The organism is Phytopseudomonas punonensis (genome assembly GCF_900142655.1).
GTDB lineage: Bacteria > Pseudomonadota > Gammaproteobacteria > Pseudomonadales > Pseudomonadaceae > Aquipseudomonas > Aquipseudomonas punonensis.
Genome location: NZ_FRBQ01000001.1, coordinates 1,060,372 through 1,086,754, shown reverse-complemented (window position 1 = coordinate 1,086,754; position 26,383 = coordinate 1,060,372). Strand labels below are relative to the sequence as shown.

Below are 26,383 nucleotides of genomic sequence, written 5' to 3'. Positions count from 1 at the left end.
AACTATCGAGCGGGTGTTACACCTTGACGTTCTGGCGGATGTTCCAGCCGTATTTGACCGGGCCACCGTCTTTGGCGCCATCAGCTTTCTGCGGTTGGTAGTCGACCAGCACCTGAGCGAAGTTCAGGGTGACGTTCTCGGTCAGGCGGTCCTCGCCACCGCTGCCGCCAGTGCTGAGGGAAGACACCAGCACTTCCTTCAGGGTGATGATCAGGTACTCGACCTGGGAGTCGCCACCGGCCTTGCGGATGGTCAGCTTGGCTTCCGGATAATGCTTGCCGCTGGAGCAGGCCATCATCAGGTTGGGGCTGGACTTGTCGACGTACTTGGTCAGCGACAGATCCTGGATATTGACCTTGCCGGCACCGCCGCCACCGCCCACGTGCATCGAGCCGGATTGGCTCATGCCCCAGCTCCAGGCCAGAACGTCGATTTCGTCGGCGTGGGTCTTGTCCTTCGACTCGCCCTTGACGTCGCCAATCTTGATGAACATATCAACAGCCATCATTCCTCCTTTCGTGGCTTTTGCCACTCTGTTTCAGCTACGCCCGCCAATGCGGGCGCCACAGTGACGAGCCTCAGGCTCCCTTGGCCGAAGGCAGTTTGGATACCAGGCGCAGCGACACGGTCAGCCCTTCGAGCTGGTAGTGCGGGCGCAGATAGAACTTGGAGCTGTAGTAACCGGGGTTGCCCTCGATTTCCTCGACCACCACTTCCGCTTCGGCCAGCGGGTGCTGGGCCTTGGTGGTTTCGGTGGAGTGCGCCGGATCACCGTCGACGTAGTTGAGGATCCAGTCTTGCAACCAGCGCTGCATCTCGTCGCGCTCTTTGAACGAGCCGATCTTGTCGCGCACGATGCACTTCAGGTAGTGGGCGAAGCGGCAGGTGGCGAACAGGTACGGCAGGCGCGCGGCCAGGTTGGCGTTGGCGGTGGCGTCCGGGTCGTCGTATTCGGCCGGTTTGTGCAGCGACTGGGCGCCGATGAAGGCAGCCAGGTCGGTGTTTTTCTTGTGCAGCAGCGGCATGAAACCGTTCTTCGCCAGTTCCGCTTCGCGGCGGTCGGAGATGGCGATCTCGGTCGGGCACTTCATGTCCACGCCACCGTCGTCGGTGGGGAAGGTGTGCGCCGGCAGGTTCGGCACTTCACCACCCGACTCCACGCCACGGATGCGCGAGCACCAGCCGTACAGTTTGAACGAACGGTTGATGTTGACCGCCATGGCGTACGCCGAGTTGGCCCAGGTGTACTTGCTGCTGTCGGCGCCGTCGGTTTCTTCCTCGAAGGCGAACTCTTCGACCGGATCGGTCTTCGCACCGTAGGGCTGGCGCGCCAGGAAGCGCGGCATGGTCAGGCCGATGTAGCGCGAGTCTTCGGAGTCACGCAGCGAGCGCCAGCCGGCGTATTCGGGCGTGGTGAAGATCTTGGTCAGGTCGCGTGGGTTGGACAGCTCCTGCCAGGAACCCATGCCCATGACCGTCGGCGAGGCCGCGGAAATGAACGGCGAGTGCATGGCAGCGGAGATCTTGGCGATCTCGCCGAGCAGTTCGACGTCGGGCGGCGACTGGTCGAAGTAGTAGTCACCCACCAGGCAGCCGTAGGGCTCGCCACCGAACTGGCCGTATTCCTCTTCGTAGAGTTTCTTGAAGATCGGGCTCTGGTCCCAGGCCGTACCCTTGAACTTCTTCAGGGTCTTGTGCAGCTCGGGCTTGGAGATGTTGAGCACGCGAATCTTCAGCTGCTCATCGGTCTCGGTGTTGTTGACCAGGTAATGCAGACCACGCCAGGCGCTTTCCAGCTGCTGGAAGTCCGGGTGGTGCATGATCAGGTTGACCTGAGCGGTCAGCTTGGCGTCGATTGCCGCGATGATCGATTCGACCGACTTGATGGCGTCGTCGGAGATCAGATCGGTCTTGCTCAGGGCATGTTCGGCAAGGGTGCGCACGGCGGTTTCCACCGCTTCACGGGCACGTTCGGTCTTGGGTTTGAATTCCTGCAGCAGCAGCGAAGCGAATTCGCTGGTCTGTTCGGAGGTGGCGAGCGACTGTTCGGACGCCTGGATCTGTTGGCTCATCGGGGCGTCCTCTTAGGCTTGTGGCTCGTTGTCTTGGGGCTTGGGCGCGCTGGCCAGCGCCTGCAGCAGGGCCGGATCCTTGATCGCCTTGATGATCAGTTCCTCGGCGCCGGTCTTGCCGTCCATGTAGGTCAGCAGGTTGGCGAGCTGGGTGCGCGCTTCGAGCAACTGGTTGAGCGAGTCGACCTTGCGGGCGATGGCCGCCGGGCTGAAGTCGTCCATGCTTTCGAAGGTGATGTCCAGGCTCAGGTTGCCTTCGCCGGTCAGCGCGTTGGGCACGTGGAACGCCGCACGCGGCTTCATGGCCTTGAGGCGCGAGTCGAAGTTGTCGGCGTCGATTTCCAGGAACTTGCGGTCGGCGACGGCGGCCTGCGGCTCGGCAGGTTTGCCGGCGAGGTCGGCCATCACGCCCATGACGAAGGGCAACTGCACCTTTTTCTCGGCGCCGTACAGCTCTACGTCGTACTCGATCTGCACCCGTGGGGCGCGGTTGCGCGCGATGAATTTCTGGCTGCTGGTTGTGTTGCTCATGTTGCTCCTCCTGTGCATGGGCACTGGCTTCTGCGGCCAATGGCCGGTAGCTGTGTGCGTGGGGCTTCCCTGAAGATCCGCCGCACGTTATCAGGCTGTTGAAAAACTACCTACGTTGCCGCCGCGTCGTTAAAAACAGCCTCAAATGCTCATGTACAACTCGTACACTCCGCTTTTTCGGCTATTTTCGCCTTGCGTCGGCTGCCTCGCCTACGTTTTTCAACGGCCTGTTAGTCGTATTCGGGGCCGCGCAGGTTTTCGAACTGCGACATACCGTCGGGAATCAGATTGCGCACGATTTCCGCGAAATCCGCGGTGACCAGCTTCTGCGCGCGCGTCAATAAGACCGGGACCGGGCTGGAAGGTTCGTGCTGGGCGTAATATTCCAGCAGACGATCGAGGGTGCGCAGCACGTCGTCGCGACTGGCGATACGACCTGGTGCGGCCGGTGCCTGGCGCGCTGCCGGCTGCAGACTCGTGTCGCTGTCGGCGGCCTCGCTGTACTGGACTGTATCGTCGCTATATTGCGAGTCGTCGTTGGCTGCCGGCGCCTGGTCATTGAAGATCTGCCGGGCGTGGCGCAGCACCTGCTTGAGCGATTCCAGGTTGGCGCTTTGCGCCGAGCCGACCCGCTCGCTGAGCAGCCCTTCGATATCGGCCAGTGCCGCTGCTGCTTCATCGAGTGCAGTGCGGGTGCTGTCGAGCAGCTCGGCGTCGGCATCGAGAAAGGCGCCGCGCAGTTGCTCGGGCGACAGGGTTTCGCTGGAGAAGCGCTGCAGATCCGCGGCGTTCAGTGCGGCGCGAATGCTCACGGCGCCAAAGGCGCGCGAGCGGGTGATGCTCGCCTCGCGCAGCAGCACGATCACCGGCTCGGCGCTCAGGGCGTTGAGCGCGTTGATGCGGATGGTCGGGTCGTTGTCATCGTCGGCGTCGAGCTGCGGGTAGACGCCTTCCCAGTACTGGGTCAGCAGCTCGCGTACCAGGGTCAGTCCCTGGGCCAGACCGTTCAGACCGTCGAGGGCGATGGCGCTCTGCAGGTAGAGGCTGGCCAGGCGCAGGTCCTTGCTGCGGGAAAACAGCTCGCCGGCGCGCTCGCGCACCTGGCGCCAGTCCGGCGGTTCGGCGGCGATGACCGACTGGCCCATCTGGCGCTCAGGCTGGCCCTGGGCGAGGCGTTCGAGCTCGAGAAATTCGGCGTCGTATTCGAGGTCGTCCCCATGGGGGGTTTCCTCGGATACCGGGTTGAGCAAGTGCGACACATCCACCACGTCAGGTGCTCTCCATGTCGGGCCCAGGGGTCTAATGAGCGCTCGCCGCAAAACGGTCTGGCGGCCCGTGCTCATGACGAAAGGCGGCTAAGTGCCACTATTCAGGCGGGGTTCGGTGCATATCGGCGCCATTCTCCGAGCGCTCTTTGAGCATTGTCAAGCGAGGGCAAGGCAGTAGAAACTGTCGCGATGCACAGTATTTCTGTCTTCTGTGCAGTGACTCACAACCGCTTGGAAATATATGCCCGCTTGGGCATTGAACCGTATCGGCCAAGGGCAAAAAATAGGGCGTTTGGCATATCGACACCTCTCGAAGAACATGGTTTTTTTACCGCACTGCAAGGAGCCGCAATGCCGCTGCGTCTGTTCATCACCACCTATCACAAGCTGACCCCTGGGCAACGGGCCGAGGTCGAGCTCGATCGTGGTGAGCTGAAGATCGGGCGCAGTGCCGGCAACGATTGGGTGCTGCCTGACCCGGAGCGCCTGGTATCCAGCCAGCATTGCGTCATCCAGTACCGTGACGGCATCTACTACATCACCGACACCAGCACCAACGGGGTGATCCTGCAGAACGCCGGCACGCGTTTGCGACGCGGCAGTAGCGAGCCGTTGGAAGATGGCGAGGTGCTGAAGATCGGTGAGTACGAGATTCGTGTGCAGATCAGCGGCATCAGCGTTGCGCCTTCCGCGCCGCAGGTGTCCGGTATGGCCGACGACCCGTTCAACAGTTTCGAGGCGCTGCTCAGTCGCAGTGCTCAGCCGCTGGAGATGCCGCCGGTCAATCCCGCACCCGCCGCGGCGCCAGCGCCACGCCGTGATTCGCCGTTCGATACCAAACCGGATCTGTTCGATTTTCTCAGTCCACCGCCTGCCGTGGCGCCGTCGGTGTCCGATCACGTGCCGGCCCAGCAGCACGACTTCCGGCCGCCGCGACCGACGCAACCGGCACCTGCCGTCGCACCGCCTGAGGCGCCTGCTGCTTCGGTGATCCCCGCAGACTGGGATCCTTTCGCCGATCTTCAGGCCGCCTCGGCGCCGCAGCCGATTCCCGATCCGTTCGCCGAGCCCCCTCAAATCGCCGCAGCGCAGGTGCCGGATCCGTTCGCCGAATCGCCGCCAATGCCGGCAGTGGAAATTCCTTCGTTCGCGCTGGATGAGTCACCGGTAGAGCAGGTTCAGTCGTTACCGGTTGCCGAGCCAGCCGCGCCGCCCCAGCCTGCACCTGCTGCACCTGCTGCACCTGCTGCACCTGCTGCACCTGCTGCACCTGCTGCAGCGACTGCAGTTGATGATGGCGAGCTGATGGAAGCCTTTCTGCGCGGTGCGGGCTTGCAGCACCTGCGCCTGGACCGTGCCGCCGCCGCAGCGCAGATGGAAGCCATCGGCCGCAGTTACCGGCTGATGGTCGAGGGGCTGATCGATGTGTTGCGCGCGCGCGCCAGCCTCAAGGGCGAGTTCCGCATGGCGCAGACCATGATCCAGCCGATCCAGAACAACCCGCTGAAATTCGCTCCCAATGTCGACGAAGCGTTGCTGATGCTGCTGCGTCACGACAACCAGGCGTTCATGGCCCCGGATCAGGCCGTGGGCGAGAGTTTCGACGACCTGCGCGCCCACCAGCTGGCGCTGATGGCGGGTGTGCAGGCGGCCATCAAATATTTGCTCGCACGCTTTGAACCGCGTGAGCTCGAGGGGCGTCTGAACAAGCCGAGCGGGCTCTCGGCGCTGTTGCCCAATGGCCGGCGCGCCCATTACTGGGAGCTGTTCACCGAGCTGTACGCGACCATTTCCCAGGAGGCCGAAGACGGTTTCCAGGAGCTGTTCGGTCGTGAGTTCAGCCGTGCCTACGAAGAACACATTACGAGATTGAGGGGCCGTTGAGGCCCTGTGGCCCGCCGCGTCGTGGCGGGCCAGCGGTAACCATCGAGGAAGCGTTATGCCAAGGATTCTGACACTGCTGGTCTTTTTGCTGCTCGGCGGCTGCGCGTCGGCGCCGAAGGAGCCAGCGCCCACCACCGTCGAGCTGCAGCTGCAGGCCAGTCGCGACCTCAACCCGGCGCTCGACAGCGCGGCCTCGCCGGTCTGGGTGCAGGTCTACCAGCTGCGCAATGCCTCGACCTTTTCCCGTGCCGACTTCTTCTCGCTGGTCGACCGCGCCGACGCCACCCTGGCCGGCGAGCTGATCGAAACCGAGCGTTTCGTGGTGCGCCCCGGCGAAACCCAACGCAAATCGCTGACCCTCGATGATGCCACCCGCCACCTCGGCGTGGTGGTGGCCTATCGTGCCCTCGACCGTTCGATCTGGCGCCAGGTCATCGAAATTCCTGCCCATCAGGCAAGCGCCCTGCGCCTGCAGCTGGACGCCTATGCCATCAGCGCTGCGCCGCTGACCCCTCTTGAGTGACTGGAGACCCGTTCATGTCCTGGAACAATCGTGTGGTTTGGTCGGAGGGGATGTTCCTGCGACCGCAGCACTTCCAGCAGCAGGATCGCTACATCGAAACCCTGGTCGAAAGCCGCAGCCATGCCGCACAGCCCGGCGCCTGGGGCTTTTCCCAACTGTTGATCGACAGTGCCCTGCTGGCCCAGGGCAAGCTGGCGATCCTCTCGGCGCGCGGCCTGCTGCCGGACGGCACACCCTTCAACATTCCCGAGAACGATGCCGCGCCAGCGCCGCTGAATATCGACGAGAACCTGCGCGACGGCATCGTCTACCTGGCGCTGCCGCTGCGCCGTGCGGGGATCCGCGACACCGTGGAAGCGGGCGAAAGCCTGGGTTCGGCGCGCTACGAAAGCAGCGTGCACGAAGTGCGTGACGACAATTCCTCGCTGGAAAGCCGCGCGCCCGTGGCGATCGGCTCCCTGGCATTGCGCCTGATCACCGAGTGCGACGGCCTCGACGAACACGCGGCGATTGGTGTGGTACGCGTGGTTGAGAAACGCGAAGACCGCAGCCTGTTGCTCGACGACAGCTACATCCCGCCACTGCTCGACGTCAGTGCCTCGCGGCCGTTGTCCGGGTTTCGTAACGAGCTGCTCGGCCTGCTGCACCAGCGTGGTGAGGCCCTGGCCGGGCGAGTGGTGGCTTCCGGCGCAGGTGGTGCCTCGGAAATCGCCGATTTCCTGCTGCTGCAGTTGGTCAACCGCGCCCAGCCGCTGGTCGCCCATCTGACGCGGATCACGCCGTTGCACCCGGAGGTGCTGTACCGCGAGCTGGTGGCGCTGGCCGGTGAGTTCGCTACCTTCACGGCGGCAGAACGGCGTCCAGGCGAGTACCCGGTCTACGAGCACGACGACCTGACCACCACCTTCGCGCCGGTGATGCTGGCGCTGCGTCAGGCGCTGTCGATGGTCATCGACAGCCGTGCGATCCCCATCCCGATCATCGAGAAGTCCTACGGCGTGCACGTGGCGATGCTCGCCGACAAGTCGCTGCTCGACTCGGCCAGCTTCATCCTCGTGGTGCGTGCCGACGTGCCGGGCGAGAGCCTGCGTGGGCACTTCCCGCAGCAGGCCAAGATCGGCTCGGTGGAGCACATCCGCGACCTGGTCAACCTGCAGTTGCCGGGCATCGGTCTGCTGCCGCTACCGGTGGCGCCGCGCCAGCTGCCATACCACGCCGGCTCCAACTATTTCGAACTGGACCGGGGCAGCGACCACTGGAAACAGCTGATCCATTCCGGCGGTTTCGCTTTTCATATTGCAGGCCAGTTCCCGGGCCTGAACCTGGCCTTCTGGGCCATCCGAGGCTGATGCGCGATGACCATCGACGATCCATTTGGCGCCTTGCCCGGCCAGCCCGGCAAGGGTAGCGACCCGGCGAACAACGACCGCACCATGATCATGCCGCGTCCCGGTGGCCGTGCTGCCGAGCCCGCGCGCCCGGTGCCTGCCGGCTCACCGCCGCCAGCCATGCCTAGCGCGCCGCCTCTGGCGGCCCGTGGCCTGGGCCTGAACCCCATCGAAGCCGCCGCCGGGCCAATGTTGGCGCTGCTGACGCGCCTGCGCAGCACCATTTCCCATCCCGCGCCGGCCAGCCTGCGCGCCCAGCTGCTCGGCTACCTGCGCCAGTTCGAGGACAAGGCCCGCGCCGCCGGTGTCGCTCAGGACGAAGTGATGTTGGCGCGCTACGTACTCTGTACAGCCCTGGACGAAGCCGTGCTCAGCACGCCCTGGGGTAGCGCCAGCGACTGGAGCAAGCAGAGCCTGCTGATCACCCTGCACAACGAGGCCTGGGGCGGCGAGAAGGTCTTTCAGCTGCTCGACCACTGCTTGCAGAACCCTCGCCAGCGCCTGAACCTGATGGAGCTTTTGTACCTGTGCATCAGCCTCGGCATGGAAGGTCGCTACCGGGTCATGCAGGACGGCCGCAGCCAGCTCGACGCCTTGCGCGAGCGGGTGGCGGCGACCATTCGCAGCACCCGTGGCGAGATCGAGCGCGAATTGTCGCCGCACTGGCGCGGCCTGGTGGTCGCCCGTGATCGCCTGCGCCAGTTCCTGCCGCCCTGGGTGGCGGTGGCCATCGGCCTGGCGATCCTACTGTTGCTGCTGTTCGGCCTGCGCATGAAATTGGCCGCCGAAGCCGAGCCAGTTTTCCGCAATCTGCACGCCCTGGGCGATGTGCCGGTGCAGACCATCGACCGCCCGGCGCAGCAGCCACGCATCGTCGAGCGTCCGCGCCTGGCGGGCTTTCTAGCCGAGGAAATTCGCGCGCAGAAAGTCGCGGTGGAAGACGCCGTCGACCGCTCGGTGGTGACCATCCGCGGCGACCAGCTGTTCGCCTCCGGCAGTGCCTCGATTGCCGATGACTTCCAGCCGCTGCTGCTGCGCATCGCCGAGGCGATTCGCAAGGTTAACGGGCAGGTGCTGGTCACCGGGCACAGCGATAACCGGCCAATCGCCACGCTGCGCTATCCGTCCAACTGGAAGCTTTCCCAGGACCGCGCCCAGCAGGTGATGGACGTGCTGGCGGCCAAGACCGGCCAGCCCACGCGTTTCCGCGCCGAGGGCCGCAGCGACACCGAAGCAAAAGCTTCGAACGACACGGCAGAGGGCCGCGCGCGTAACCGCCGGGTCGAAATCACAGTCTTTGCGGAGGGCGTCGAGTGAAGGCGTTTTTCGGTTTTATGGCCCGTTGGGTCATGCCGGTGTTGGGCCTGATCGCGCTGGCATTGGTGATCTGGTTCGTTGGCCCGTTGATCGCCATCGGCGGTTTCGAGCCGTTGGCCGGCAGTACGGTGCGCTGGACATTGATCATCCTGCTGTTCGCCCTGTGGGCGGCCTGGCGGGTGATGCGCATCATTCAGGCACGGCGTAATGCCGCCAGGGTCATGCAGGGTCTCGTGGAAGTGGCGCCGGACCCGACCAGTGTGGCCACCGCCGAGGAGCTGGCCACCCTGCGCCAGCGCATGGACGAGGCCCTGGGCCTGCTCAAGCGCGCCAAGCTGGGCGGCGGTGAGCGGCGTAATCTCTACGAACTGCCGTGGTATGTGATCATCGGCCCGCCCGGTTCCGGTAAGACCACCGCCCTGGCCAACTCCGGGCTGCGGTTCCCGCTCGCCGAGCAGATGGGCGCCGGTGCCGTGCGCGGCGTTGGCGGTACGCGCAACTGCGACTGGTGGTTCGCTGACGAAGCGGTGCTGCTCGACACCGCCGGCCGCTACACCACCCAGGACAGCCATGCCGCTGTCGACAAGGCTGCCTGGCTGGGCTTTCTCGACCTGCTGAAGAAGCAGCGCTCGCGCCGGCCCATTGATGGCGCGTTCGTCGCCATCAGCCTGTCCGACCTGCTGCTCGGCAGCGAAAGCGAACGGGCTGCCCATGCCGTGGCCATCCGTTCTCGGGTGCAGGAGCTGTATACCCAGCTTGGCGTGCGCTTCCCGGTGTACGTGATGCTCACCAAGCTGGACCTAGTGCCTGGCTTCATGGAGTTTTTCGACGGCCTGAGCAAGGAAGAACGTGCTCAGGTCTGGGGCATGACCTTCACCCTCGATGACGGCAAGAGTGCCGAAGGCCCGCTGCAGGTGTTCCGCAGCGAGTTCGACGCCCTGGAAGCACGCCTCAACGAGCGGCTGGTCGAGCGTCTGCAGCAGGAGCGCGATCCGGCACGCCGCGATCTGATCTATGGTTTCCCACAGCAGTTCGCGGCGCTGCGCGAAGCGCTGGCCGGTTTCCTCGATGGCGTGTTCAAACCCAATCCTTACGAGGAGCGCGTGCTGCTGCGCGGCGTCTACCTGACCAGCGGCACCCAGGAAGGCAGCCCGATCGACCGGCTGATCGGCGCCATGGCGCAGAGCATGAGCCTGGACCGCCAGCACCTGGCCCGCCAGACCGGCACCGGGCGCAGCTACTTCATCGAACGCCTGCTGCGTGACGTGGTATTCGGCGAGCGCGGCCTGGTCGGCGCCAACCCCAAGGTCGAGCGGCAGAAACGCTGGCTGGCCCGCGGGGTGATCGCCGCGACCGTGGTGCTGGTGCTCGGTACCGCTGCGGTGTGGTTCGCCAGCTTCCGCGCCAACCAGGCGTATATCGCTGCCGTGGATGCCCGTGTGCAGCCGTTGCGTGGCGAGCTGCAGGCGCTCAGCCCCGCACAGCGCGAAGTGCTGGCGGTACAGCCGTTGCTCAACGCCATCCGCAATGTCAGTGGTGATGCGCCAGGCTGGGCCGAAGGTTTCGGCCTGTATCAGGGCGATATGCTCGACAGCGAAGCCTCCAGCGTCTATCGCAAGCTGCTCATCGCGGTCATGGCGCCGCGGGTGCTGGCGCGCCTGGAAGAACAACTGCGTGCCGGCGGCAATTCGGACTTCCTCTACGAAGGGCTCAAGGCCTACCTGATGCTCGGTGAGGCCGAGCGCTACGATGCCGACTTCATCAAGGCGTGGATCGCCCTGGACTGGGACCGCAGCCTGCCGCGCGATCTGCTGCCCGAACAACGTGAGGCGCTCAACGCGCACCTTGCGGCGCTGTATGACCGCCAGCCACCGGTGGTGCGCCTCGACGAGCACCTGATCGAGGACGTACGCCGGCAGCTGCAGCGCCTGTCCGTGGCCCAGCGCGCCTATGACCGGGTCAAACGCCAGAAGCTGCCCGACGGCATTCCTGACTTCCGTATCAGCGACGCTGCGGGGCGTGATGCCGCTCTGGTGTTCACCCGCAAGAGCGGCAAGCCGCTGAACGAGCCGCTCAGTGGTTTCTACACCCAGCGTGGTTACCGCGAAGCGTTCCTGGTTGGCAGCGTCAGCCAGGCTGGCACACTGGCCGAGGAGCAGTGGGTGCTCGGCCGCAGCCTCGATGACGGGCAGAACGCCGCCGCTCTGGCGCTGGAAGTTCGCCGCCTCTACGTGCAGGACTACATGCGCCAGTGGGATGCGCTGCTCGCCGACCTCGACTTCGTGCCGGTGACCAGCGTGGCCCAGGCCGCCGACGTGCTGCGCGTGCTGTCGGGCCCGACGTCGCCGCTGAAAAAACTGCTGCAGGCGGTGGCCAAGGAAACCGACCTGCAGAAGGAAGAGCGCCTGGTCGCCGAAAAGCTCAAGGAGCGCGGCGGCGACACCGTCGACCGTCTCAAGCAGCAGCTCGGTTCACTGGTCGGCCAATCAGAGGAAGGTGCAGCCCAGGTATTGGCCACCGAGATGGACCCGATCACCGCGCATTTCGCCGAACTCAACAGCCTGGTCGAAGATGCCGAAGGTCAGCCGCCGGCCATCGACGCGTTGCTGCAGGACCTCAATGCGCTGTACGTGCAGGTCAGCGCCATGAGCGGTGCCAGTGGTGATGCGCTGCTCGGCGAGTCGCGTAACCAGACCACCGCCGCCGCCGATCAGGTGCGCCTGAGCGCCGAGCGCCAGCCGCCGGTGGTGCAGGGCTTTCTCAAGTCGGTGGTCGGTTCGACCACCGGCACCATGATGGGCGGCATCCGCAATCAGCTCAACGCCGCCTGGATGAGCGAAGTGGTCAGTGTCTATCGCCAGTCCCTGGCTGGTCGCTACCCGCTGGACCGCAACAGTAGCCGTGATGCCACGCTGGACGACTTCGGCCATTTCTTCGGCCAGGGCGGCGTGCTCGACAGCTACTTCCGCAAGTACCTGCAGCCCTACGTGGACACCTCGGCGAGCACCTGGCGCTGGCAGCCGGGCGCGGCGCAGAAGCTCGGTATCGGCAGTGGCGTGCTGCAGACCTTCCAGCGCGCGGCAAGCATCCGCGAAGCTTTCTTCCGCTCCGGCGGTACCCAGCCGATGGTGCGCTTCGAGCTGCGCCCGGTGGCGATGGACTCGAGCATTGAGCAATTCCAGCTTGACCTCGACGGCCAGCAGTTCACTTACGACCATGGCCCGGCGCGGCCAGTCGCCATGCAGTGGCCGAGCGCCAACGGTACGGGTGTGGTGCGGCTGAACATTTCGCCGGCGTCGGTTACCGGTCGTTCTGGCATCACCCTGGAAGGTCCGTGGGCCTGGTTCCGCCTGCTCGATCAGTCGGACCTGGCCCAGGGCAATTCGCCGGATCGCTTCACCCTGCGCATGCGCGTGGACAACGCGAGTATTTCCAGCGAGCTGCGCGCCAGCAGCGCCTTCAATCCATTCCGCCGCCAGGTGGTGAGCGGTTTCAGCCTGCCGGAGCGTTTGTGAGTACACCAGGTTTCTACGGCAAGCTGGCCGTACGGGGAGATTTCATTCATCGCGGTTTGAGCCCGACGTTTATCGAGGCCTGGGATACCTGGCTGGCGGCGGGGTTGGCGGCCAGCCAGCAGACGCTTGGCGAGGCCTGGTTGGACGCCTACCTGGTCAGCCCGCTGTGGCGTTTCGCCGTGGCGCCCGGCCTGCTCGGGGCCGAGCCGGTGTGCGGGGTGATGATGCCCAGCGTCGACCGGGTGGGGCGATATTTCCCGCTGACCATCGCGCTGCCGTTACCGGCGGATACCGATATCGGCCAGCTGATCAGCGGCGCTGACGACTGGTTCGAGCGTGCCGAAGGACTGCTGCTCTCGACGCTGGAGGAGGGCGCCGATGCCGAAATTTTCGAGCGCGGTGTCGAAGCCTTGGGTAGCCCGCAATTGGCGACTTGCAACGGGCCGCGCTGGGACGCCAGCGGCGCCGCCATCTGGCCTGTGGATAATCCTCAGGGCCGCGGCCTGGCCCTGATGCAGCAGGCCTGGAGTGGCGCCAGCCTGTGGTGGGGCAATGGCTCCGAGCGTGTAGCGCCCGGGCTGGTGCGCTTTGCCGGGTTACCGCCGGCCGAGGCGTTCTGCAGGTTGCTCAGCGAGTCCGCGGGAGGCCAGCCATGATCCCGTCGACCGTCACCCGCTACCAGTCAGCCAGCCACACCCATGTCGGCATGGTGCGCAAGATCAATGAGGACGCCTGCCTGGATGCTCCGGACAATGGCCTGTGGGCTGTCGCCGATGGCATGGGTGGGCACGCCAGTGGCGATTTCGTCAGTAGCCTGATCATCGACAGCCTGCGCAGCTTGCCGCCCAGCGCGGTACTCGACACCTATCGGGGTGCGATCATCGACACCCTGGATCAGGTCAATGATCAGGTACGTGTTGAAGCGCAGAAGCGCGGCGGCGCAACCATGGGCAGCACCGTGGTGGTGCTGGCTGCACGGGGCGACGAAGCGCTCTGCCTGTGGGCCGGTGACAGCCGCCTGTACCGGCTGCGCAACGGTGACCTGCAGCCGATCAGCCGTGACCACAGCTACGTGCAGGAACTGGTCGACAGTGGCCTGCTTGATGACGAGGCAGCGCGTACTCACCCCATGGGCAATATCGTCACCCGCGCGCTTGGCGTGCAGGATGAGCTGGAGCTGGAAACCGCCCGGCTGGACGTGCGCCCAGGCGACACCTTCCTGCTCTGCAGTGACGGCCTGAACAAGACGGTTGAAGATTACGAACTGCGTGAAGTGCTGGGCCACGAAGATCCTTACCAAGTGGTGCGTAGCCTGGTGCACCTTGGCTTGACCCGGGGCGCGCCGGATAATATTACCGCCGTGGTGATCAAGGCCGGCTAGGCCGCCACGGCGTCTGCTCCACTCACCATCCAGACAGCTGCTACGCCCGGGGTTCTCGGGGTGGCCTCGGAAGACCGAATAGCATGGACATGCAAATACCGGGTTACGACATCGAACGCGAGCTGGGCGATGGCGCGATGGCCGTGGTCTACCTGGCGACCCAGCGTTCCCTCGACCGCAAGGTGGCGCTCAAGGTGATGGCCGCCTCGCTGGCCGCCGATCCGACCTTTTGCGAGCGCTTTCTGCGCGAGGGCAAGACCCTGGCGCGGCTGTCGCATCCCAATACCGTGACCATCCATGATATCGGCAATGTCGGCAGCCTCTATTACATGGCCATGGAATACCTGCCCAACGGCACGCTCAAGGAGCGTATCTCGGCGGGCCTGAGCATCGATCAGGGGCTGGTGTGGATTCGCCAGATCGCCTCGGCCCTTGGTTACGCTCATGCCCAGGGCATGGTGCACCGCGATGTGAAGCCGGCCAACATCTTGTTCCGTGCCGACGGCACCGCGGTGCTCAGCGACTTCGGTATCGCCAAGGCGCTGGACGATCGCACCCAGTTCACCCAGGCCGGTTTTGCCGTTGGCACACCCAGCTACATGAGCCCCGAGCAGGCCCGCGGGCTGGACATCGATGGTCGCGCTGACCTGTATGCCCTGGGCGTGGTGCTCTATGAAATTCTCACCGGCAAGCTGCCCTATACCGGCAGCGATTCGCTGTCCACGGCGCTCGCGCACCTGACCGAGCCGCTGCCGGCTCTGCCCATGGTGCATGGCCGCTATCAGCCGATTCTCGAGCGTTTGCTGGCCAAGGATCCCAAGGAGCGCTTCGCTGACGCCGCCGAGCTGATCGCCGCCCTGGATCGCCTGCAGACTCCCGCTGACGACGCCACCCTGTTCCAGCCGCTGGTGCTGCCTGCGGCTGGCGATACGCCAAGTGACGCCAGTGTGCCGCCGCTGGCCCCAGTTTCTGTGCAGATTCCGACCCATGCCCCTGCCGCTGAACCCACGGCGGCGCCGCGGCCGCAGCCATCACCGCTGGCGTCTTCGGTGCGCCAGGGCAATGCCGGTGCCAGCAAAAAGCCGCTGATCTTCGGCGCCTCGCTGGCTGGCGTGCTGTTGCTGGCTGGTTGTGGCTACTGGCTGTTGGGCTCCGATACTGCGCCGTCTGCTTCGCCGCCCATCGCCGGCCAGCCGGTTCAGGTCCAATCTCAGTCCCAGGCTCAGCCCAGTGGCGAAGCCGGGCCGATCTCGGCGGTGGCCGACAGCGACGGCGGTGATCGCCCGCTGCTGATGCCCGGCAAGAAGACCCTGTTCCAGCGCGTGCTGACCAAACCGGGCGCCAAGCTCGCCGATGAAGCGGGCGGCACCGGCGGTAAGGACATGCCGGCGTTCTCGGTGTTCTACGTCTATGCCCGTCAGGACATCGACGGCCAGCCCTGGCTGCAGATCGGCGCCTCCACCGATGGCCGTCGTGATGGCTGGCTGCCGGCCAATGCGGTCAGCGACTGGAAGCAGAGTCTGGTGCTCAAGTTCACCGAGCGCTCGGGCCGCGCGCCGGTGATGTTCGTGCGTGACGCCTCGGCCCTGGAGCAGTTACTGGCCGAGCCGGCACGCGCCCGCGAAGCCCTGCGTGAAGCGCTCAAGGGCACCGGCCACAACGTGGTGGCGGTCGAGCCTGGCGGCAGCGCCGTGCCACAGGATCAGTTCTACCTGTTGCCGATCTTCGACTCCGAGGAAACCTTCGACGCCAACGGCCAGCCGCTGCAGCTGCTCAACGTCGCCTCCATCGATCCGGGCAGTGCCCCGCAAGCCCAGACCGACAGTGCGCCAGCGGCTCGCCCGGATGGCTTCAAAACGGCCATCGTGCTGGTGGTCGACACCTCGGTATCGATGCAGCCCTACATCGACCGCGTGCGCGACGTGGTGCACGAACTGCAAGGCCAGATCGCCAACCGCGGCGATCTGGACAGCGTCAGCTTCGGCATGGTCGGTTTCCGCAGCAACACCAGCAAGACCCCAGGCCTGGAATACACCGCCAAGACCCTGGTCAGCCTGGAGCAGGGCCGCGATCCCGAGCGCTTCCTGCAGCTGGCGCAGCAGATCAAGGCGACCGATGTGTCCAGTCATGACTTCAACGAAGACGCCTTTGCCGGTGTTATGCAGGCCGTCGATGGTATGGACTGGAATGGCTACGGCGGCCGCCTGATTCTGTTGGTCAGCGACGCCGGTGCGCTGCGCAAGAGCGACCCGCTGGGGCTGACGCAGATGAACGAGGCCGAAGTGCGCGAGGCGGCGCTGCGCAAGCAGATCAAGATATACGCCCTGCACCTGAAAACCCCGGCCGGCAAACGCAACCATGGTTTCGCCGAGCAGCAGTACCGCAGCCTCACCGCCGACCCCAACCCGCGTATCGGCGACCTCTATGTGCCGGTGGCCGGCGGCGATGTGAATGCCTTCGGGCAGAGCGTTTCGCAGATCGGCAGCGCCTTCGCCGACCTGGTGCATCAGGTGCGTACCGACAGCAGCCTGCCCGAACCCAAGGGCGGCGCGAGCATTGCCGACAAGTCCGCGGCGGTCGGCTACGCCATGCACATGGATTTCCTCGGCCACCAGAGTCAGGCGCGTGCGCCCCAGGTGGTCACCGCCTGGACCAGCGACCGCGATATCACCGACCCGGCCCTGCCGGCTTTCCAGGTCTGCGTGTTGCTCACCAAGCTGCAGCTCAACGACCTCCAGCAGTCGCTGCGCATGGTGGTCGACGCGGCGCGGCGCACGCAGAGCTCGCCGAAGGACTTCTTCCAGGAGATCGCCAGTGCCAGCGCGCACATGAGCCGCGACCCCTCAGCGCTGGTCAAGGGCGGCAACCTGGCGCAGAGCGGCGTGCTCGGCGAGTACCTGGACGGCCTGCCATACCGCAGCAAGGTGCTGAACATGAGCCAGGACCTGTGGCTGTCGCTCAGCGTCGCCGAGCAGGAAGACTTCATCGATGAGCTGGACTCGAAGATCCAGCTCTACGAAACCTTCCACAACGACACGGCCAACTGGGTACGTTTCGGCGATGCCGCCCCGGGTGACGCGTTGTACCGCGTGCCCCTGTCGACATTGCCCTGATGCTCACCTTCGGGGCGATCAGCAAAACCCGCGGCACCGACGGGCAGCGTTATCGTCTGGAAATCCCGGCGCTGCAGTTGCGCGCCGGGCGGCGCATCGCCCTGATCGGGCCCAGTGGCAGCGGCAAGAGCACACTGCTCGATTTGCTGGCGCTGGTGCTGTCGCCAGATCCCGGCGGCGACCAGCGTTGGGGCGATGGTGCAAATGCTCTTGATCTTGCCGAGCTGTGGCGCCAGGGCAAGCATGACGAGCTGGCTGCGCTGCGTGCCCAGGTCTTTGGCTACGTGCTGCAGACCGGCGGGTTGCTTGGCTTCCTGACCGTGCGCGGCAACATCCAGCTACCCCGTGAGTTGCTAGGCCTGCCCGTTGAGGGTGTGGTCGAGCAACTGGCCGAGCAATTGGGCATTGCCGATCTGCTCGAACGCCAGCCTGGGCGCCTGTCGGTCGGGCAGCGTCAGCGGGTGAGCATTGCCCGCGCCCTGGCCCATCGCCCAGCCATCGTGCTGGCCGACGAACCGACCGCCTCCCTCGATCCATTGAACGCCGAGCGGGTCATGCAGCTGCTGGTGGAGCAGGCGGCGGCCCGTGATCTGTGCCTGGTGATCTCCACCCATGATCAGGCCCTGGCCGAGCGTTACGGCCTGACACCCATGCACCTGCGGGTCGAGCAGCAGGGCGACGGCCTGGTCACCGCGCGCCTGACGGAGCACGGCTAATGCGCCTGGCACTGTTCGCTCGCCTGGCGTGGCAGGATTATCGCTGCGACGCGCGGCTGTCCTGGTGCGCGATCCTTGCCCTGGCGGCGGTCATCGCACCCTTGCTGGTGCTGTTCGGTCTCAAGTTCGGCCTGGTTACCACGCTGACCGAGCGCCTGGAACGTGACCCTGGGGTGCGCGAGATCATTCCCTTGGGTGGCGCCCGTTTCAATTTGCAGAGCATCGAGGCGCTGGCCTTGCGCGAGGATGTCGGCTTCGTGATCCCGCGTACCCGGCAGATCGCCGCGACCGCTGAGCTGCAGGGGCCAGAGCAGACGCTCATCGTGGAAATGCTACCGACCGCCGATGGTGACCCGCTGCTTGGCAGTCTGCCTGTTCCCGTTGATACGCGCAGCGTGCTGCTCAGCCAAAGCGCAGCGGAAAAACTTGGTGTGTCAGCCGGCGATGAGCTGCGGGCCGGTTTCGGACGCAGCGTGGCCGGCCAGCCGCAAGTTGCCCAAACCAGCCTGCGGGTGCAGGCTGTCTTGCCGGTAGCGGCATTCTCCCGGGATGCATTGTTCGCGCCGCTTAGCCTGCTGGAGGCCGCCGAAGACTATCGCGATGGCCTGGCGGTGCCGGCCTTTGGCTGGCCGGGCGAGCAGCCCGAGGCGCAGCGCGAGCGCATCTACCCGAGTTTCCGCCTCTACGCCCGGGATCTGGATGGTGTGGAAAGCCTGCGCCAGTACTTCCAGCAGTCCCGCCAGGCAGTGGCGACCCAGGCTGAGGCTGTCGCCGGGGTGCGCGCGCTGAGCCGCAACCTGGCGTGGGTGTTCTGGTCGGTCGCCTGCTTGTCGCTGGCGGGCGCTTTCGCCGCGCTGGCTGCCGGCACCCTGGGCGCGGTGGCACGCAAACGGCATGAGCTGGCCGTGCTGCGTCTGCTTGGTTTCCCCGCTGCGGCGCTGGTTGCTTTCGTGGTGGTGCAGGCGCTCTATACCGGTATCGCCAGCCTGTTGCTTTCGGCGCTGCTGTACGGCCTGGCTGCCAGCGGGCTGAACCTGTTGTTCCAGTCGGCGTCCGGCGAATATGCTTGCCGCCTGTTGTTCTCCCATTATCTGTTGGCGGCACTGGCCACCTTGCTGTGCTGCGTGCTCGCTGCCGCTGCCGGTGGCTGGCGGGCGGCTCACCTGGAAGCCTCGGAAGGATTGCGTCATGTATAAGGTGCTCAGCGCCACCCTGGTTCTCTCATGCCTGGCCAGTGCTGCCTGGGCTGAGCCCGATGCTGATCCGCTCTACAACCCCAAGCCGCTCAAGGGCGACGTCAGCCTGCCGCTGCCCTGCGATGGGCAAATGGTATTCCGGCATGTCTATGTGCTCGCCAAGGGTTCGCTGGATGACCACGAAGTGACCCTCGGTTACCCCTTCAGCGAAGGCGAACCGGGTTATCAGCAGTCGTTCATTTCCGGTTACCGGCGCGACTACATCAACGGTCAGTTCACCCTTAGCGACCTGTCCAAGGACTGGCAGGCCAAGGTGCGCGGCGAGCTGCCCAAGGCTGACGGCGTGACCCCGCTCAAACCGATGCTGTATTTCATCGGCAAGTACGAGGTGACCCAGCGCCAGTACGACTTGGTGATGGCCCAGGCGCCGTCCCTGGCTGGAGAAGGTGAGCCACCAGCCTGCGAGGCGCCGGCCGGGATGGCCGGGCGGCTGCCCAAGGTCAACCTGTCGCGCTTCGACGCCGAGCGTTTCGCCGCGGTGTACAGCGCCTGGTTGCTGAAGAACCACCGTGACCTGCTGCCGGTCAGTGGCCGCAGCGGTAACCGTGAAGACGGCGGCCAGGGCTTCGTGCGCCTGCCCACTGAGGTGGAGTGGGAATACGCCGCCCGCGGCGGCCATGCGGTGAGTCGCCAGCAACTTGAAGCACGGCTTTTCCCGCGCCCGGTTGAGGGCAGTGATAGTGACGGCCCGCTGGGCGACTGGGCGGTATTCAATCAGGTATCTGGTGGCACTGGGCAGAACGCGCGGCTGTTGCCCATCGGCCTGAAGAAGCCAAACCCTATTGGTATGTTCGACGTGATCGGCAACGCCGCGGAGATGGTCCAGGAGTCCTTCCAGCTGGTGCATGCCGGGCGCCGTCAGGGCACCTACGGTGGCTTCGTGGTCAAGGGCGGCAATTATCTGGAAGGGGAGATGACCCTGTTCACCGGCATGCGCCGTGAATACCCGTTGTTTGGGGCCGATGGCACCGAGCAGCGCAATGAAACCACCGGTTTTCGTGTGTCGATTGGCGCGTTGTCGGCGCCCCGTTCGCGATACAAGGAACTGTTTGCGCAATGGAAGGACGAAGGACGAGTCAGCACGCTCACCGATGAGATCGACGAAGACCAGGACGCCACCAAGCTGCTCGATGGGCTAATTGCCAACAGCGACGATCCGCAACTGCGTGATCGCCTGGCAATCGTCAACGAAGAGCTCAAGCGCAGCGTCTCGTTGATCGCCAAGCAGCGTGAGGATGCCGCTGGCAACCTGATTCAGTCGGCCGCACTGGTGGCCGAAACGATCAACAACTACAACATTCGCCTGACCAATCTGCGCAAGAGCCGTGACGAGGCTCGCAGCGCCAAGGACGAAGCCTCGGCGAAACTGTTCGAAGCAGCGATGGCCAATGGGCAGAGTGCACTCGACGGTGCATTGGCGATTTATATCGACAACCTGGCAAACGGTACGCGCTACAGCAACGCGGTGATCCAGGCGCAGTTCCAGCGTACCAAGGAAGAACTGGCGCGCAAGCCGGTTCTGGGCAAGAGCTTGGTAACCCGGGCTACGCTGTTCGTGCACCACGTGGGCGAATATCGCAAGAACCGCAAGGCTGATGCGGATGTGATTCTCAAGCAGTTGCTGGCACCCTGATAGGGTCGCGCAGTAGTTATTAATGCAGGCACCGGCGAGCGGCTGGTGTCGGTTTGGCAATTCCACGGCGGTCGCCGTGAAAACGCAGGCGGTGTCACTCGGCCCCGCCTGAATGGAATAAACGCTCACTCAAGTACGAGATCGACGACGATGCAAACTTTCAACAAGGCTCCCGCTTTTTCCTCGATACGCACTGCACTGCTTTCCGCTGTGGCCTGCACCAGCGTGCTGCTGGTCGGCTGTGCTGGTTCGCCAAGCTCCCAGGTCGCTTCGACCACCAAGGCCGAGTTCTTTCCGCAGTGCTACGAGCCGGTCACCCAACTGCGCAGCTCCGATGATGCGATGAGCCGCAGCGTTGCCATCGGTGCCGTAACCGGCGGCCTGATGGGCGCTCTGGGTGGTGCATTGGTCGACGACGAGAAGCGCGGCCGTAACGCTGCTATCGGCGCTGCCGGTGGTGCCCTGGCCGGTGGTGCGCTGGCTTATTACAACCAGCGCCAGCAGCAGATCAGTGATGACAACGCGCGTTTGGCGTCTTACGCCACCGATATCAACACCAACAATCAGAACATCGACCGCAACATCCGTTACGCCACCGCTGCGCAGGGTTGCTATCAGCAGGCGTTCACTCAGCTACGTGCCGATCGCAAGGCCAACAAGATCAGCGATGCCGATGGCCGCAAGCGCCTGGCCGAGATCGTCAGTGGCCTGAACGAAACCAATGCCCTGTTGGCCAAGGTCGATGGTCGCACCGGCGAGAACGTCAACACCTACACCCAGGCCTACGAGAAAGATCTGCAGACCGTAGGCGTTGAGCGCAAGGAAGTGACCAAGGTGGCCACTGCCAAGCAGCCGAAGCCGACCGCCAAGGTCACCAAGGAAGTGATCACCACCGAGCAATCGCTGCAGCAGGCCCAGGCCAAGCAGAAGGAAAGCCAGCAGGTGGCCACCCGTGGCCGTACGCTTATCAGCGACGTGTGCAACAACCCGGATATGGGTGACTGGGCACCGGCCAGCTGCAAGGCCTGATAAATGCCTCATAAAAAACCGCGCCTGGCGCGGTTTTTTTATACCCATTGTCAGCTGGCTGGCGGCCGAATCACCGGCCAGGCCATCCGTATGCCCTTTTGCTGCTGAATCTGCATTGGGGATTGATTCCGGTCATTATCGCGAACTTCATGCTGAGCAATCATGGTGGGTGCCGAGTGGGTAACCAGGCTGTTAGGGTGCCGGATTGGAGTAACGTGCTGATCGTCGCGTTTGCATCAGTCCATGCCTCCCCAAGGTTCGTGCAGAAACGCGCGGCTTGAGTAATTTCGCACTGCCGTGAGTGACATGGCGTGCGGAGCGCCCCGGTTCATAACACTTCTCTTAGCCGTTTGGATGAGCTGATGAACAAGATAATAGTGAGTCTGCTGCTGGCTCTGGGCCTGGCCGGGGCTGTCCAGGCCGCCGGTGATCCGGCCGCTGGGCAGGCCAAGGCCGTGGTTTGTGGGGCTTGTCATGGCGCCGATGGCAACAGCCAGTTGGCCAATTTTCCCAAGCTGGCGGGTCAGGGTGAGCGCTACCTGCTCAAACAGATGCACGACATCAAGTCTGGCGCCCGCCCAGTGGTGGAAATGACCGGCATGCTCGAACCGCTTAGCGACCAGGACATGGCCGATGTGGCGGCTTATTTCGCCGGCCAGAAAATGAGCGTAGGCGCCGCCGAAGCGGCGTTGGTCGAGCGCGGTCAGGACCTGTTTCGCGGCGGCAAGCTTGCCGAAGGCATGCCCGCCTGCACCGGCTGCCACTCACCTGACGGCAGCGGCATCGCCACGGCCGGTTACCCACACCTGGGTGGCCAGCATGCCGATTATGTTGCCAAGCAGCTGACCGCGTTTCGTGAAGGTGAGCGCAGCAACGACGGCGACAGCATGATCATGCGCGACATTGCCGCCAAGCTCAGCAACAAGGACATCGACGCTATCTCAAACTACGTGCAGGGCCTGCATTGAGACGCTGATCGGCATTTGCATGGCGATGAAAAAAAGGGTGGCCTCGGCCACCCTTTTTCGCTGGCGAGCCCGCTACAATGAAAGGAACCTGCCGGATAGCGATCAGTCAGAATCGAAGCTGTCCGCAGCACTTTTATCGTTAGGAGTCATGCATGCGTAATCTGATCCTTTCCGCGGTTCTGGCCACTGCCAGCCTGTTCGGCCTTAGCGCCCACGCCGACGATATCGAGGCCGGCAAGCAGTACGTCGAGCTGAGCAATCCGGTGCCGATTTCCAAGCCTGGCAAGATCGAAGTCGTGGAACTGTTCTGGTACGGCTGCCCGCACTGCTACCAGTTCGAGCCGACCCTGAACCCATGGGTCGAGAAGCTGCCGTCTGACGTCAACTTCGTGCGCATTCCTGCCCTGTTCGGCGGCCTGTGGAACGCCCACGGCCAGATGTTCATCACCCTGGAAAGCATGAAGGTCGAGCACAAGGTGCACGACTCGGTATTCCGCGCCATCCACAAGGAAGGTCGCAAGCTGGCTACTCCTGAAGAGATGGCCGACTTTCTGGTTACCCAGGGCATTGATCGTGATGCCTTCCTCAAGGCCTATAACTCCTTCGGCGTGAAGAGCCAGATGGAAAAAGCCAAGAAACTGGCCATGGCCTACCAGATCAATGGCGTGCCGGTAATGATCGTCAACGGTAAGTACCGTTTCGATATCTCCAGCTCGGGTGGCCCGGAGCAAACGCTGCAGGTTGCCGATCACCTGATCGCCAAAGAGCGCGCCGCCAAGTAATCGATCTACTGGAGCGCCTGCCATGTTGCGTCGCCGCTCGATGCCCCGTCAGGCTGGCCTGTGTGATCCACAGGTCAACCCCGACTGCACTCCGGATGCTGAGTGGCCGCAGGACGGGCGCTTGCGGTTGCTCAGCTTCAACATCCAGGTCGGCATCAGTACCGAGCGCTACCACCACTACTTGACCCGCGGCTGGCAGCACCTGCTGCCGCACCAGGGCCGTGCCGGTAATCTGCAACGCATCGGTGACCTGCTCGGCGACTACGACATAGTTGCCCTGCAGGAAGCCGACGGCGGCAGCGTCCGTTCCGGCTTCGTCAATCAGGTCGAGCACCTGGCGCGCATGGGCGCCTTCCCGTACTGGTATCAGCAGCTCAATCGCAATCTGGGGCGGTTCGCCCAGCACAGCAACGGGCTGCTCAGCCGTTTGCGGCCAAGCCTGCTGGAAGATCACCCGTTGCCCGGCCCGGCCGGCCGTGGCGCAATTTTATTGCGCATCGGTGAGGGCGCCGACGCCATCGCCGTGGTGATGATGCACCTGGCGCTGGGCGCACGCACCCGCACGCGGCAGCTGGCCTATATCCGCGAGCTGATTGGCGGCTATCGTCATCAGATCCTCATGGGTGATATGAACACTCACGCCAACGACTTGCTGGAGCACTCGCCGCTGCGCGATCTTGGGCTGCTGGCGCCGCAAGTCGAAGCGACATTCCCGAGCTGGCGCCCACAGCGCTGCCTCGACCATATTCTGCTCAGCCCCGGTCTGGAGCTGGAGCGCTTCCAGGTATTGGCGCAGCCGATCTCCGACCACCTGCCGGTGGCTGTGGAGATTCGCTTGCCCAATGCCCTCACGACACCGTTGTCGCCCTGTGTACAGGAGCCCTGAGCATGGCCGACGACGCCAAGCGCTGGCGCGAGAAATACCTCGCCAATATTGAACAGCAGGAAAAGCTCGAGCGCCGTTGGGATATGCGCATCGACTTGCTGCGCCGTGGTCTGGTGCGCAGCAGCCTGGCAGCTGAGGGCTCCGACAAATCGGTCGACCAGTGCATGCAGGATCTGCGCGAGATTCTGCGCCGTGACGACATGGACGCCGGCCTCAGCGCGCTGATTCCGCGCCTGGAAAAAACCGTTCTGGATTCCGAGCAGCGCCGGCAGCAGCGTATCGAACAGGTCGCTAGCGGCCTGTCGAGCCTGGTGACGCAGCTGCTGAAAATGGATCTGCCGAGCGATGTGCGTAAGCCGCTCAAGCGCTATGCCAAACAGGTCGAGGAGCGAGCACGGCAATCACGTGAAATGCCGGCCCTGCTGGCCGAATTGAGCCAGTTGCAGCAGCAGGCGTTGCTGGCGCTCGGCGGCGAGCAGGCCGAGCGGCCCGGTTTTATCGAGCGCCTGTTCGGTAGCCGCGACGGCAGCAGTCCGGCTGCCGGTACTGAGCCCTCTGCGTCGGCGGTGGAAGTCGAGCAGAGCGCAGTTGCGCCCAGCGCGGCTGTCGAGTCAGCAGCCGCCGAGCCTGTAGTCGCTGAACCGAAAGTGGAAAGAGCGCCAGCAACTGCACCATTGCCAACTGTCGCCGCCGAAGCCCTGTCGCCACAGATTCAGCCAAGCCCTGCTGCCGCGCCGGTAAGCGTCGCCGCTGCTGGCCCTGCTGTTGCCAGCACCGTGTTGCTGGACAGCCTGCCGCTTTCGTCGGCACTGCTGATGCCGACTCCCGCCGTTAAAGCACCTGCTGAGCCCGTTGCAGAAAGTATCGCTGTCGCGGAGACGGTTCAGGAGGCCGCGCCTGAGGCCGTCGTGGCTGATGAAGCGGCGGTGCCGGCCGACCCCGAGTACGCCTTGCCGCCGGCGCCCGAGCCTGGTTACAGCGCGATTGCTGGCCATGTCGAAAAGAGCCTGCTGAGCCTGTTGGAAGAGTTGCCGCTGCCCGAGCGTCATCAGAGTCAGGCCGATGTGTTGCGTCAGCGGATTACCGCTGGCCTCAACATGTACGAGCTGGTGCCGGTGCTCGATGACATGGGCGTGCTAATGCTGGCTATCGCCGATGTGGGGCAGCGCGAGTTCGAGGGCTACCTCAAGCAGCTCAACGAGCGGCTTGCCATGTTTCAGGGCAGCCTTCACGACGTACACGCCGATTACGCCGATTCCAGTGAGGCGGCCCGCAGCCTGGACAGCGAGTTGCGCCAACAGGTCGATGGGCTGCACAGCAGTGTGCAGGAAGCCACCGACCTCGACAGTCTCAAGGAACTGGTGGAAAACCGCCTCAGCGGTCTGCTTGGCACCATGGAGCAATACCAGCAGCAGCGCGACAGCCGCGAGCAGCAGGTGGGCGAGCGCCTGCAGGTTCTGGTCGACCGAGTGGCGAGCATGGAGCTGGAGGCCAAGGGCTTTCGCGACCACCTCGAAGAGCAGCGGCAGAAGGCCTTGCTCGACCCGCTTACCGGCCTGCCCAATCGAGCAGCCTGGAGCGAGCGTCTGGACCTGGAGTTGGCGCGTTTGCAGCGTTACGGCGGCGACCTGCTGTTGGCGGTGTTGGACATCGATAACTTCAAGCGCATCAACGATGACTACGGCCACTTAGCCGGCGACAAGGTACTCAAGATCATTGCCGGTGAGCTGTTCAAGCGGCTGCGCAAGACCGACTTCATCGCCCGTTTCGGCGGCGAAGAATTTGTCCTGCTGATTCCCTCCACGCCCATGGACGGCGGCGTGAAACTACTCGGTACATTGCGTTCGGCCATTGAGAACTGCCCGTTCCACTTCAAGGGCGAGCGGGTAACCATCACCTTGTCCGGCGGTATCAGCTCGTTCAGCAGCGACGAGCGTAGCGAACAGGTGTTCGAGCGCGCTGACCAGGCGCTGTATCGTGCCAAACGCAGTGGCCGTAATCGCATTGAAGTGGGCTGACAGCGTTCGCCACCAGCCCTTACATAAGGGATAAACGTTCACGCCTCACACGGCTATGACTCGTCAGCAAAGCAACTAACCTGCGCGTTCTGTGCGCCAGGTA

The 26,383-nt window shown here is 64.3% G+C and carries 20 protein-coding genes; 16 read left to right on the top strand and 4 right to left on the bottom strand.

Annotated features, from left to right (window positions below; all coding sequences use genetic code 11):
* Positions 1–16: 16 nt before the first annotated feature.
* The 4 genes from BUC40_RS04915 to tssA form a co-directional block, all read right to left on the bottom strand.
* Positions 17–505, bottom strand: a complete 489-nt coding sequence (locus BUC40_RS04915) for an Hcp family type VI secretion system effector (protein WP_073263156.1) — start codon at positions 503–505, stop codon at positions 17–19.
* Positions 506–578: 73 nt separating this feature from the next.
* A complete protein-coding gene (gene tssC / locus BUC40_RS04910; RefSeq protein WP_073263154.1) occupies positions 579–2,072 on the bottom strand; it encodes a type VI secretion system contractile sheath large subunit in 1,494 nt (497 codons plus the stop codon).
* A gap of 12 nt (positions 2,073–2,084) precedes the next feature.
* Entirely contained in the window at positions 2,085–2,603 is a 519-nt protein-coding gene (gene tssB / locus BUC40_RS04905; protein ID WP_073263152.1) for a type VI secretion system contractile sheath small subunit, read from the bottom strand.
* A 230-nt stretch (positions 2,604–2,833) separates the two neighbouring features.
* Entirely contained in the window at positions 2,834–3,871 is a 1,038-nt protein-coding gene (gene tssA / locus BUC40_RS04900) for a type VI secretion system protein TssA (protein ID WP_083593310.1), read from the bottom strand.
* A gap of 351 nt (positions 3,872–4,222) precedes the next feature.
* Between tssA and tagH the strand changes: the two genes are divergently transcribed.
* The 16 genes from tagH to BUC40_RS04820 all read left to right on the top strand — a co-directional run bounded on the left by tagH (position 4,223) and on the right by BUC40_RS04820 (position 26,280).
* A complete protein-coding gene (gene tagH / locus BUC40_RS04895) occupies positions 4,223–5,755 on the top strand; it encodes a type VI secretion system-associated FHA domain protein TagH (protein WP_073263150.1) in 1,533 nt (510 codons plus the stop codon).
* Between the two features lie 55 nt (positions 5,756–5,810).
* Positions 5,811–6,278, top strand: coding sequence for a type VI secretion system lipoprotein TssJ (gene tssJ / locus BUC40_RS04890; RefSeq protein ID WP_073263148.1), 468 nt, complete (start codon positions 5,811–5,813; stop codon positions 6,276–6,278).
* A gap of 14 nt (positions 6,279–6,292) precedes the next feature.
* Positions 6,293–7,627: a type VI secretion system baseplate subunit TssK gene (gene tssK, locus BUC40_RS04885; protein ID WP_073263146.1), complete on the top strand. Its 1,335-nt coding sequence runs from the start codon at positions 6,293–6,295 to the stop codon at positions 7,625–7,627.
* A gap of 6 nt (positions 7,628–7,633) precedes the next feature.
* The gene (locus tag BUC40_RS04880; RefSeq protein WP_073263144.1) at positions 7,634–8,983 is read left to right on the top strand and encodes a DotU family type VI secretion system protein; all 1,350 of its coding nucleotides are present in this window, start codon (positions 7,634–7,636) and stop codon (positions 8,981–8,983) included.
* Positions 8,980–12,498: a type VI secretion system membrane subunit TssM gene (gene tssM, locus BUC40_RS04875; RefSeq protein WP_073263142.1), complete on the top strand. Its 3,519-nt coding sequence runs from the start codon at positions 8,980–8,982 to the stop codon at positions 12,496–12,498. Before BUC40_RS04880 ends, tssM begins: the two co-directional genes overlap by 4 nt.
* Positions 12,495–13,154: a type VI secretion system-associated protein TagF gene (gene tagF, locus BUC40_RS04870; protein ID WP_073263140.1), complete on the top strand. Its 660-nt coding sequence runs from the start codon at positions 12,495–12,497 to the stop codon at positions 13,152–13,154. The genes tssM and tagF overlap by 4 nt, the downstream gene beginning before the upstream one ends.
* A complete protein-coding gene (locus BUC40_RS04865) occupies positions 13,151–13,879 on the top strand; it encodes a PP2C family protein-serine/threonine phosphatase (RefSeq protein WP_073263138.1) in 729 nt (242 codons plus the stop codon). Before tagF ends, BUC40_RS04865 begins: the two co-directional genes overlap by 4 nt.
* Before the next feature lie 83 nt (positions 13,880–13,962).
* Positions 13,963–16,992, top strand: coding sequence for a serine/threonine-protein kinase (locus tag BUC40_RS04860; RefSeq protein ID WP_073263136.1), 3,030 nt, complete (start codon positions 13,963–13,965; stop codon positions 16,990–16,992).
* The gene (locus BUC40_RS04855; protein ID WP_073263134.1) at positions 16,992–17,708 is read left to right on the top strand and encodes an ABC transporter ATP-binding protein; all 717 of its coding nucleotides are present in this window, start codon (positions 16,992–16,994) and stop codon (positions 17,706–17,708) included. Before BUC40_RS04860 ends, BUC40_RS04855 begins: the two co-directional genes overlap by 1 nt.
* Positions 17,708–18,904: an FtsX-like permease family protein gene (locus BUC40_RS04850; protein WP_073263132.1), complete on the top strand. Its 1,197-nt coding sequence runs from the start codon at positions 17,708–17,710 to the stop codon at positions 18,902–18,904. Before BUC40_RS04855 ends, BUC40_RS04850 begins: the two co-directional genes overlap by 1 nt.
* Positions 18,897–20,597, top strand: a complete 1,701-nt coding sequence (locus tag BUC40_RS04845; protein WP_073263130.1) for a formylglycine-generating enzyme family protein — start codon at positions 18,897–18,899, stop codon at positions 20,595–20,597. The genes BUC40_RS04850 and BUC40_RS04845 overlap by 8 nt, the downstream gene beginning before the upstream one ends.
* Before the next feature lie 150 nt (positions 20,598–20,747).
* Positions 20,748–21,626 (top strand): type VI secretion system-associated lipoprotein TagQ, encoded by an 879-nt coding sequence (gene tagQ / locus BUC40_RS04840; protein ID WP_073263128.1) that lies wholly within the window; start codon positions 20,748–20,750, stop codon positions 21,624–21,626.
* Between the two features lie 362 nt (positions 21,627–21,988).
* Positions 21,989–22,594, top strand: a complete 606-nt coding sequence (locus BUC40_RS04835) for a c-type cytochrome (RefSeq protein ID WP_073263126.1) — start codon at positions 21,989–21,991, stop codon at positions 22,592–22,594.
* Positions 22,595–22,746: 152 nt separating this feature from the next.
* The gene (locus BUC40_RS04830) at positions 22,747–23,376 is read left to right on the top strand and encodes a thiol:disulfide interchange protein DsbA/DsbL (RefSeq protein ID WP_073263124.1); all 630 of its coding nucleotides are present in this window, start codon (positions 22,747–22,749) and stop codon (positions 23,374–23,376) included.
* A gap of 22 nt (positions 23,377–23,398) precedes the next feature.
* Positions 23,399–24,262, top strand: a complete 864-nt coding sequence (locus tag BUC40_RS04825; protein ID WP_167369134.1) for an endonuclease/exonuclease/phosphatase family protein — start codon at positions 23,399–23,401, stop codon at positions 24,260–24,262.
* Between the two features lie 2 nt (positions 24,263–24,264).
* A complete protein-coding gene (locus BUC40_RS04820; protein ID WP_073263122.1) occupies positions 24,265–26,280 on the top strand; it encodes a GGDEF domain-containing protein in 2,016 nt (671 codons plus the stop codon).
* Positions 26,281–26,383 lie beyond the last annotated feature (103 nt).

What these genes read in the sequence shown, in the direction of transcription:
- BUC40_RS04845 (WP_073263130.1), top strand. Translation starts at nt 18,897, where the DNA reads ATGTATAAGGTGCTCAGCGCCACCCTGGTTCTCTCATGCCTGGCCAGT.
- BUC40_RS04915 (WP_073263156.1), bottom strand. Translation starts at nt 505, where the DNA reads ATGGCTGTTGATATGTTCATCAAGATTGGCGACGTCAAGGGCGAGTCG.
- tssK (WP_073263146.1), top strand. Translation starts at nt 6,293, where the DNA reads ATGTCCTGGAACAATCGTGTGGTTTGGTCGGAGGGGATGTTCCTGCGA.
- BUC40_RS04865 (WP_073263138.1), top strand. Translation starts at nt 13,151, where the DNA reads ATGATCCCGTCGACCGTCACCCGCTACCAGTCAGCCAGCCACACCCAT.
- tagH (WP_073263150.1), top strand. Translation starts at nt 4,223, where the DNA reads ATGCCGCTGCGTCTGTTCATCACCACCTATCACAAGCTGACCCCTGGG.
- BUC40_RS04830 (WP_073263124.1), top strand. Translation starts at nt 22,747, where the DNA reads ATGCGTAATCTGATCCTTTCCGCGGTTCTGGCCACTGCCAGCCTGTTC.
- BUC40_RS04820 (WP_073263122.1), top strand. Translation starts at nt 24,265, where the DNA reads ATGGCCGACGACGCCAAGCGCTGGCGCGAGAAATACCTCGCCAATATT.
- BUC40_RS04850 (WP_073263132.1), top strand. Translation starts at nt 17,708, where the DNA reads ATGCGCCTGGCACTGTTCGCTCGCCTGGCGTGGCAGGATTATCGCTGC.
- BUC40_RS04855 (WP_073263134.1), top strand. Translation starts at nt 16,992, where the DNA reads ATGCTCACCTTCGGGGCGATCAGCAAAACCCGCGGCACCGACGGGCAG.
- BUC40_RS04860 (WP_073263136.1), top strand. Translation starts at nt 13,963, where the DNA reads ATGGACATGCAAATACCGGGTTACGACATCGAACGCGAGCTGGGCGAT.
- BUC40_RS04835 (WP_073263126.1), top strand. Translation starts at nt 21,989, where the DNA reads ATGAACAAGATAATAGTGAGTCTGCTGCTGGCTCTGGGCCTGGCCGGG.
- tssJ (WP_073263148.1), top strand. Translation starts at nt 5,811, where the DNA reads ATGCCAAGGATTCTGACACTGCTGGTCTTTTTGCTGCTCGGCGGCTGC.
- tssC (WP_073263154.1), bottom strand. Translation starts at nt 2,072, where the DNA reads ATGAGCCAACAGATCCAGGCGTCCGAACAGTCGCTCGCCACCTCCGAA.
- BUC40_RS04880 (WP_073263144.1), top strand. Translation starts at nt 7,634, where the DNA reads ATGACCATCGACGATCCATTTGGCGCCTTGCCCGGCCAGCCCGGCAAG.
- tssB (WP_073263152.1), bottom strand. Translation starts at nt 2,603, where the DNA reads ATGAGCAACACAACCAGCAGCCAGAAATTCATCGCGCGCAACCGCGCC.
- tagQ (WP_073263128.1), top strand. Translation starts at nt 20,748, where the DNA reads ATGCAAACTTTCAACAAGGCTCCCGCTTTTTCCTCGATACGCACTGCA.
- BUC40_RS04825 (WP_167369134.1), top strand. Translation starts at nt 23,399, where the DNA reads ATGTTGCGTCGCCGCTCGATGCCCCGTCAGGCTGGCCTGTGTGATCCA.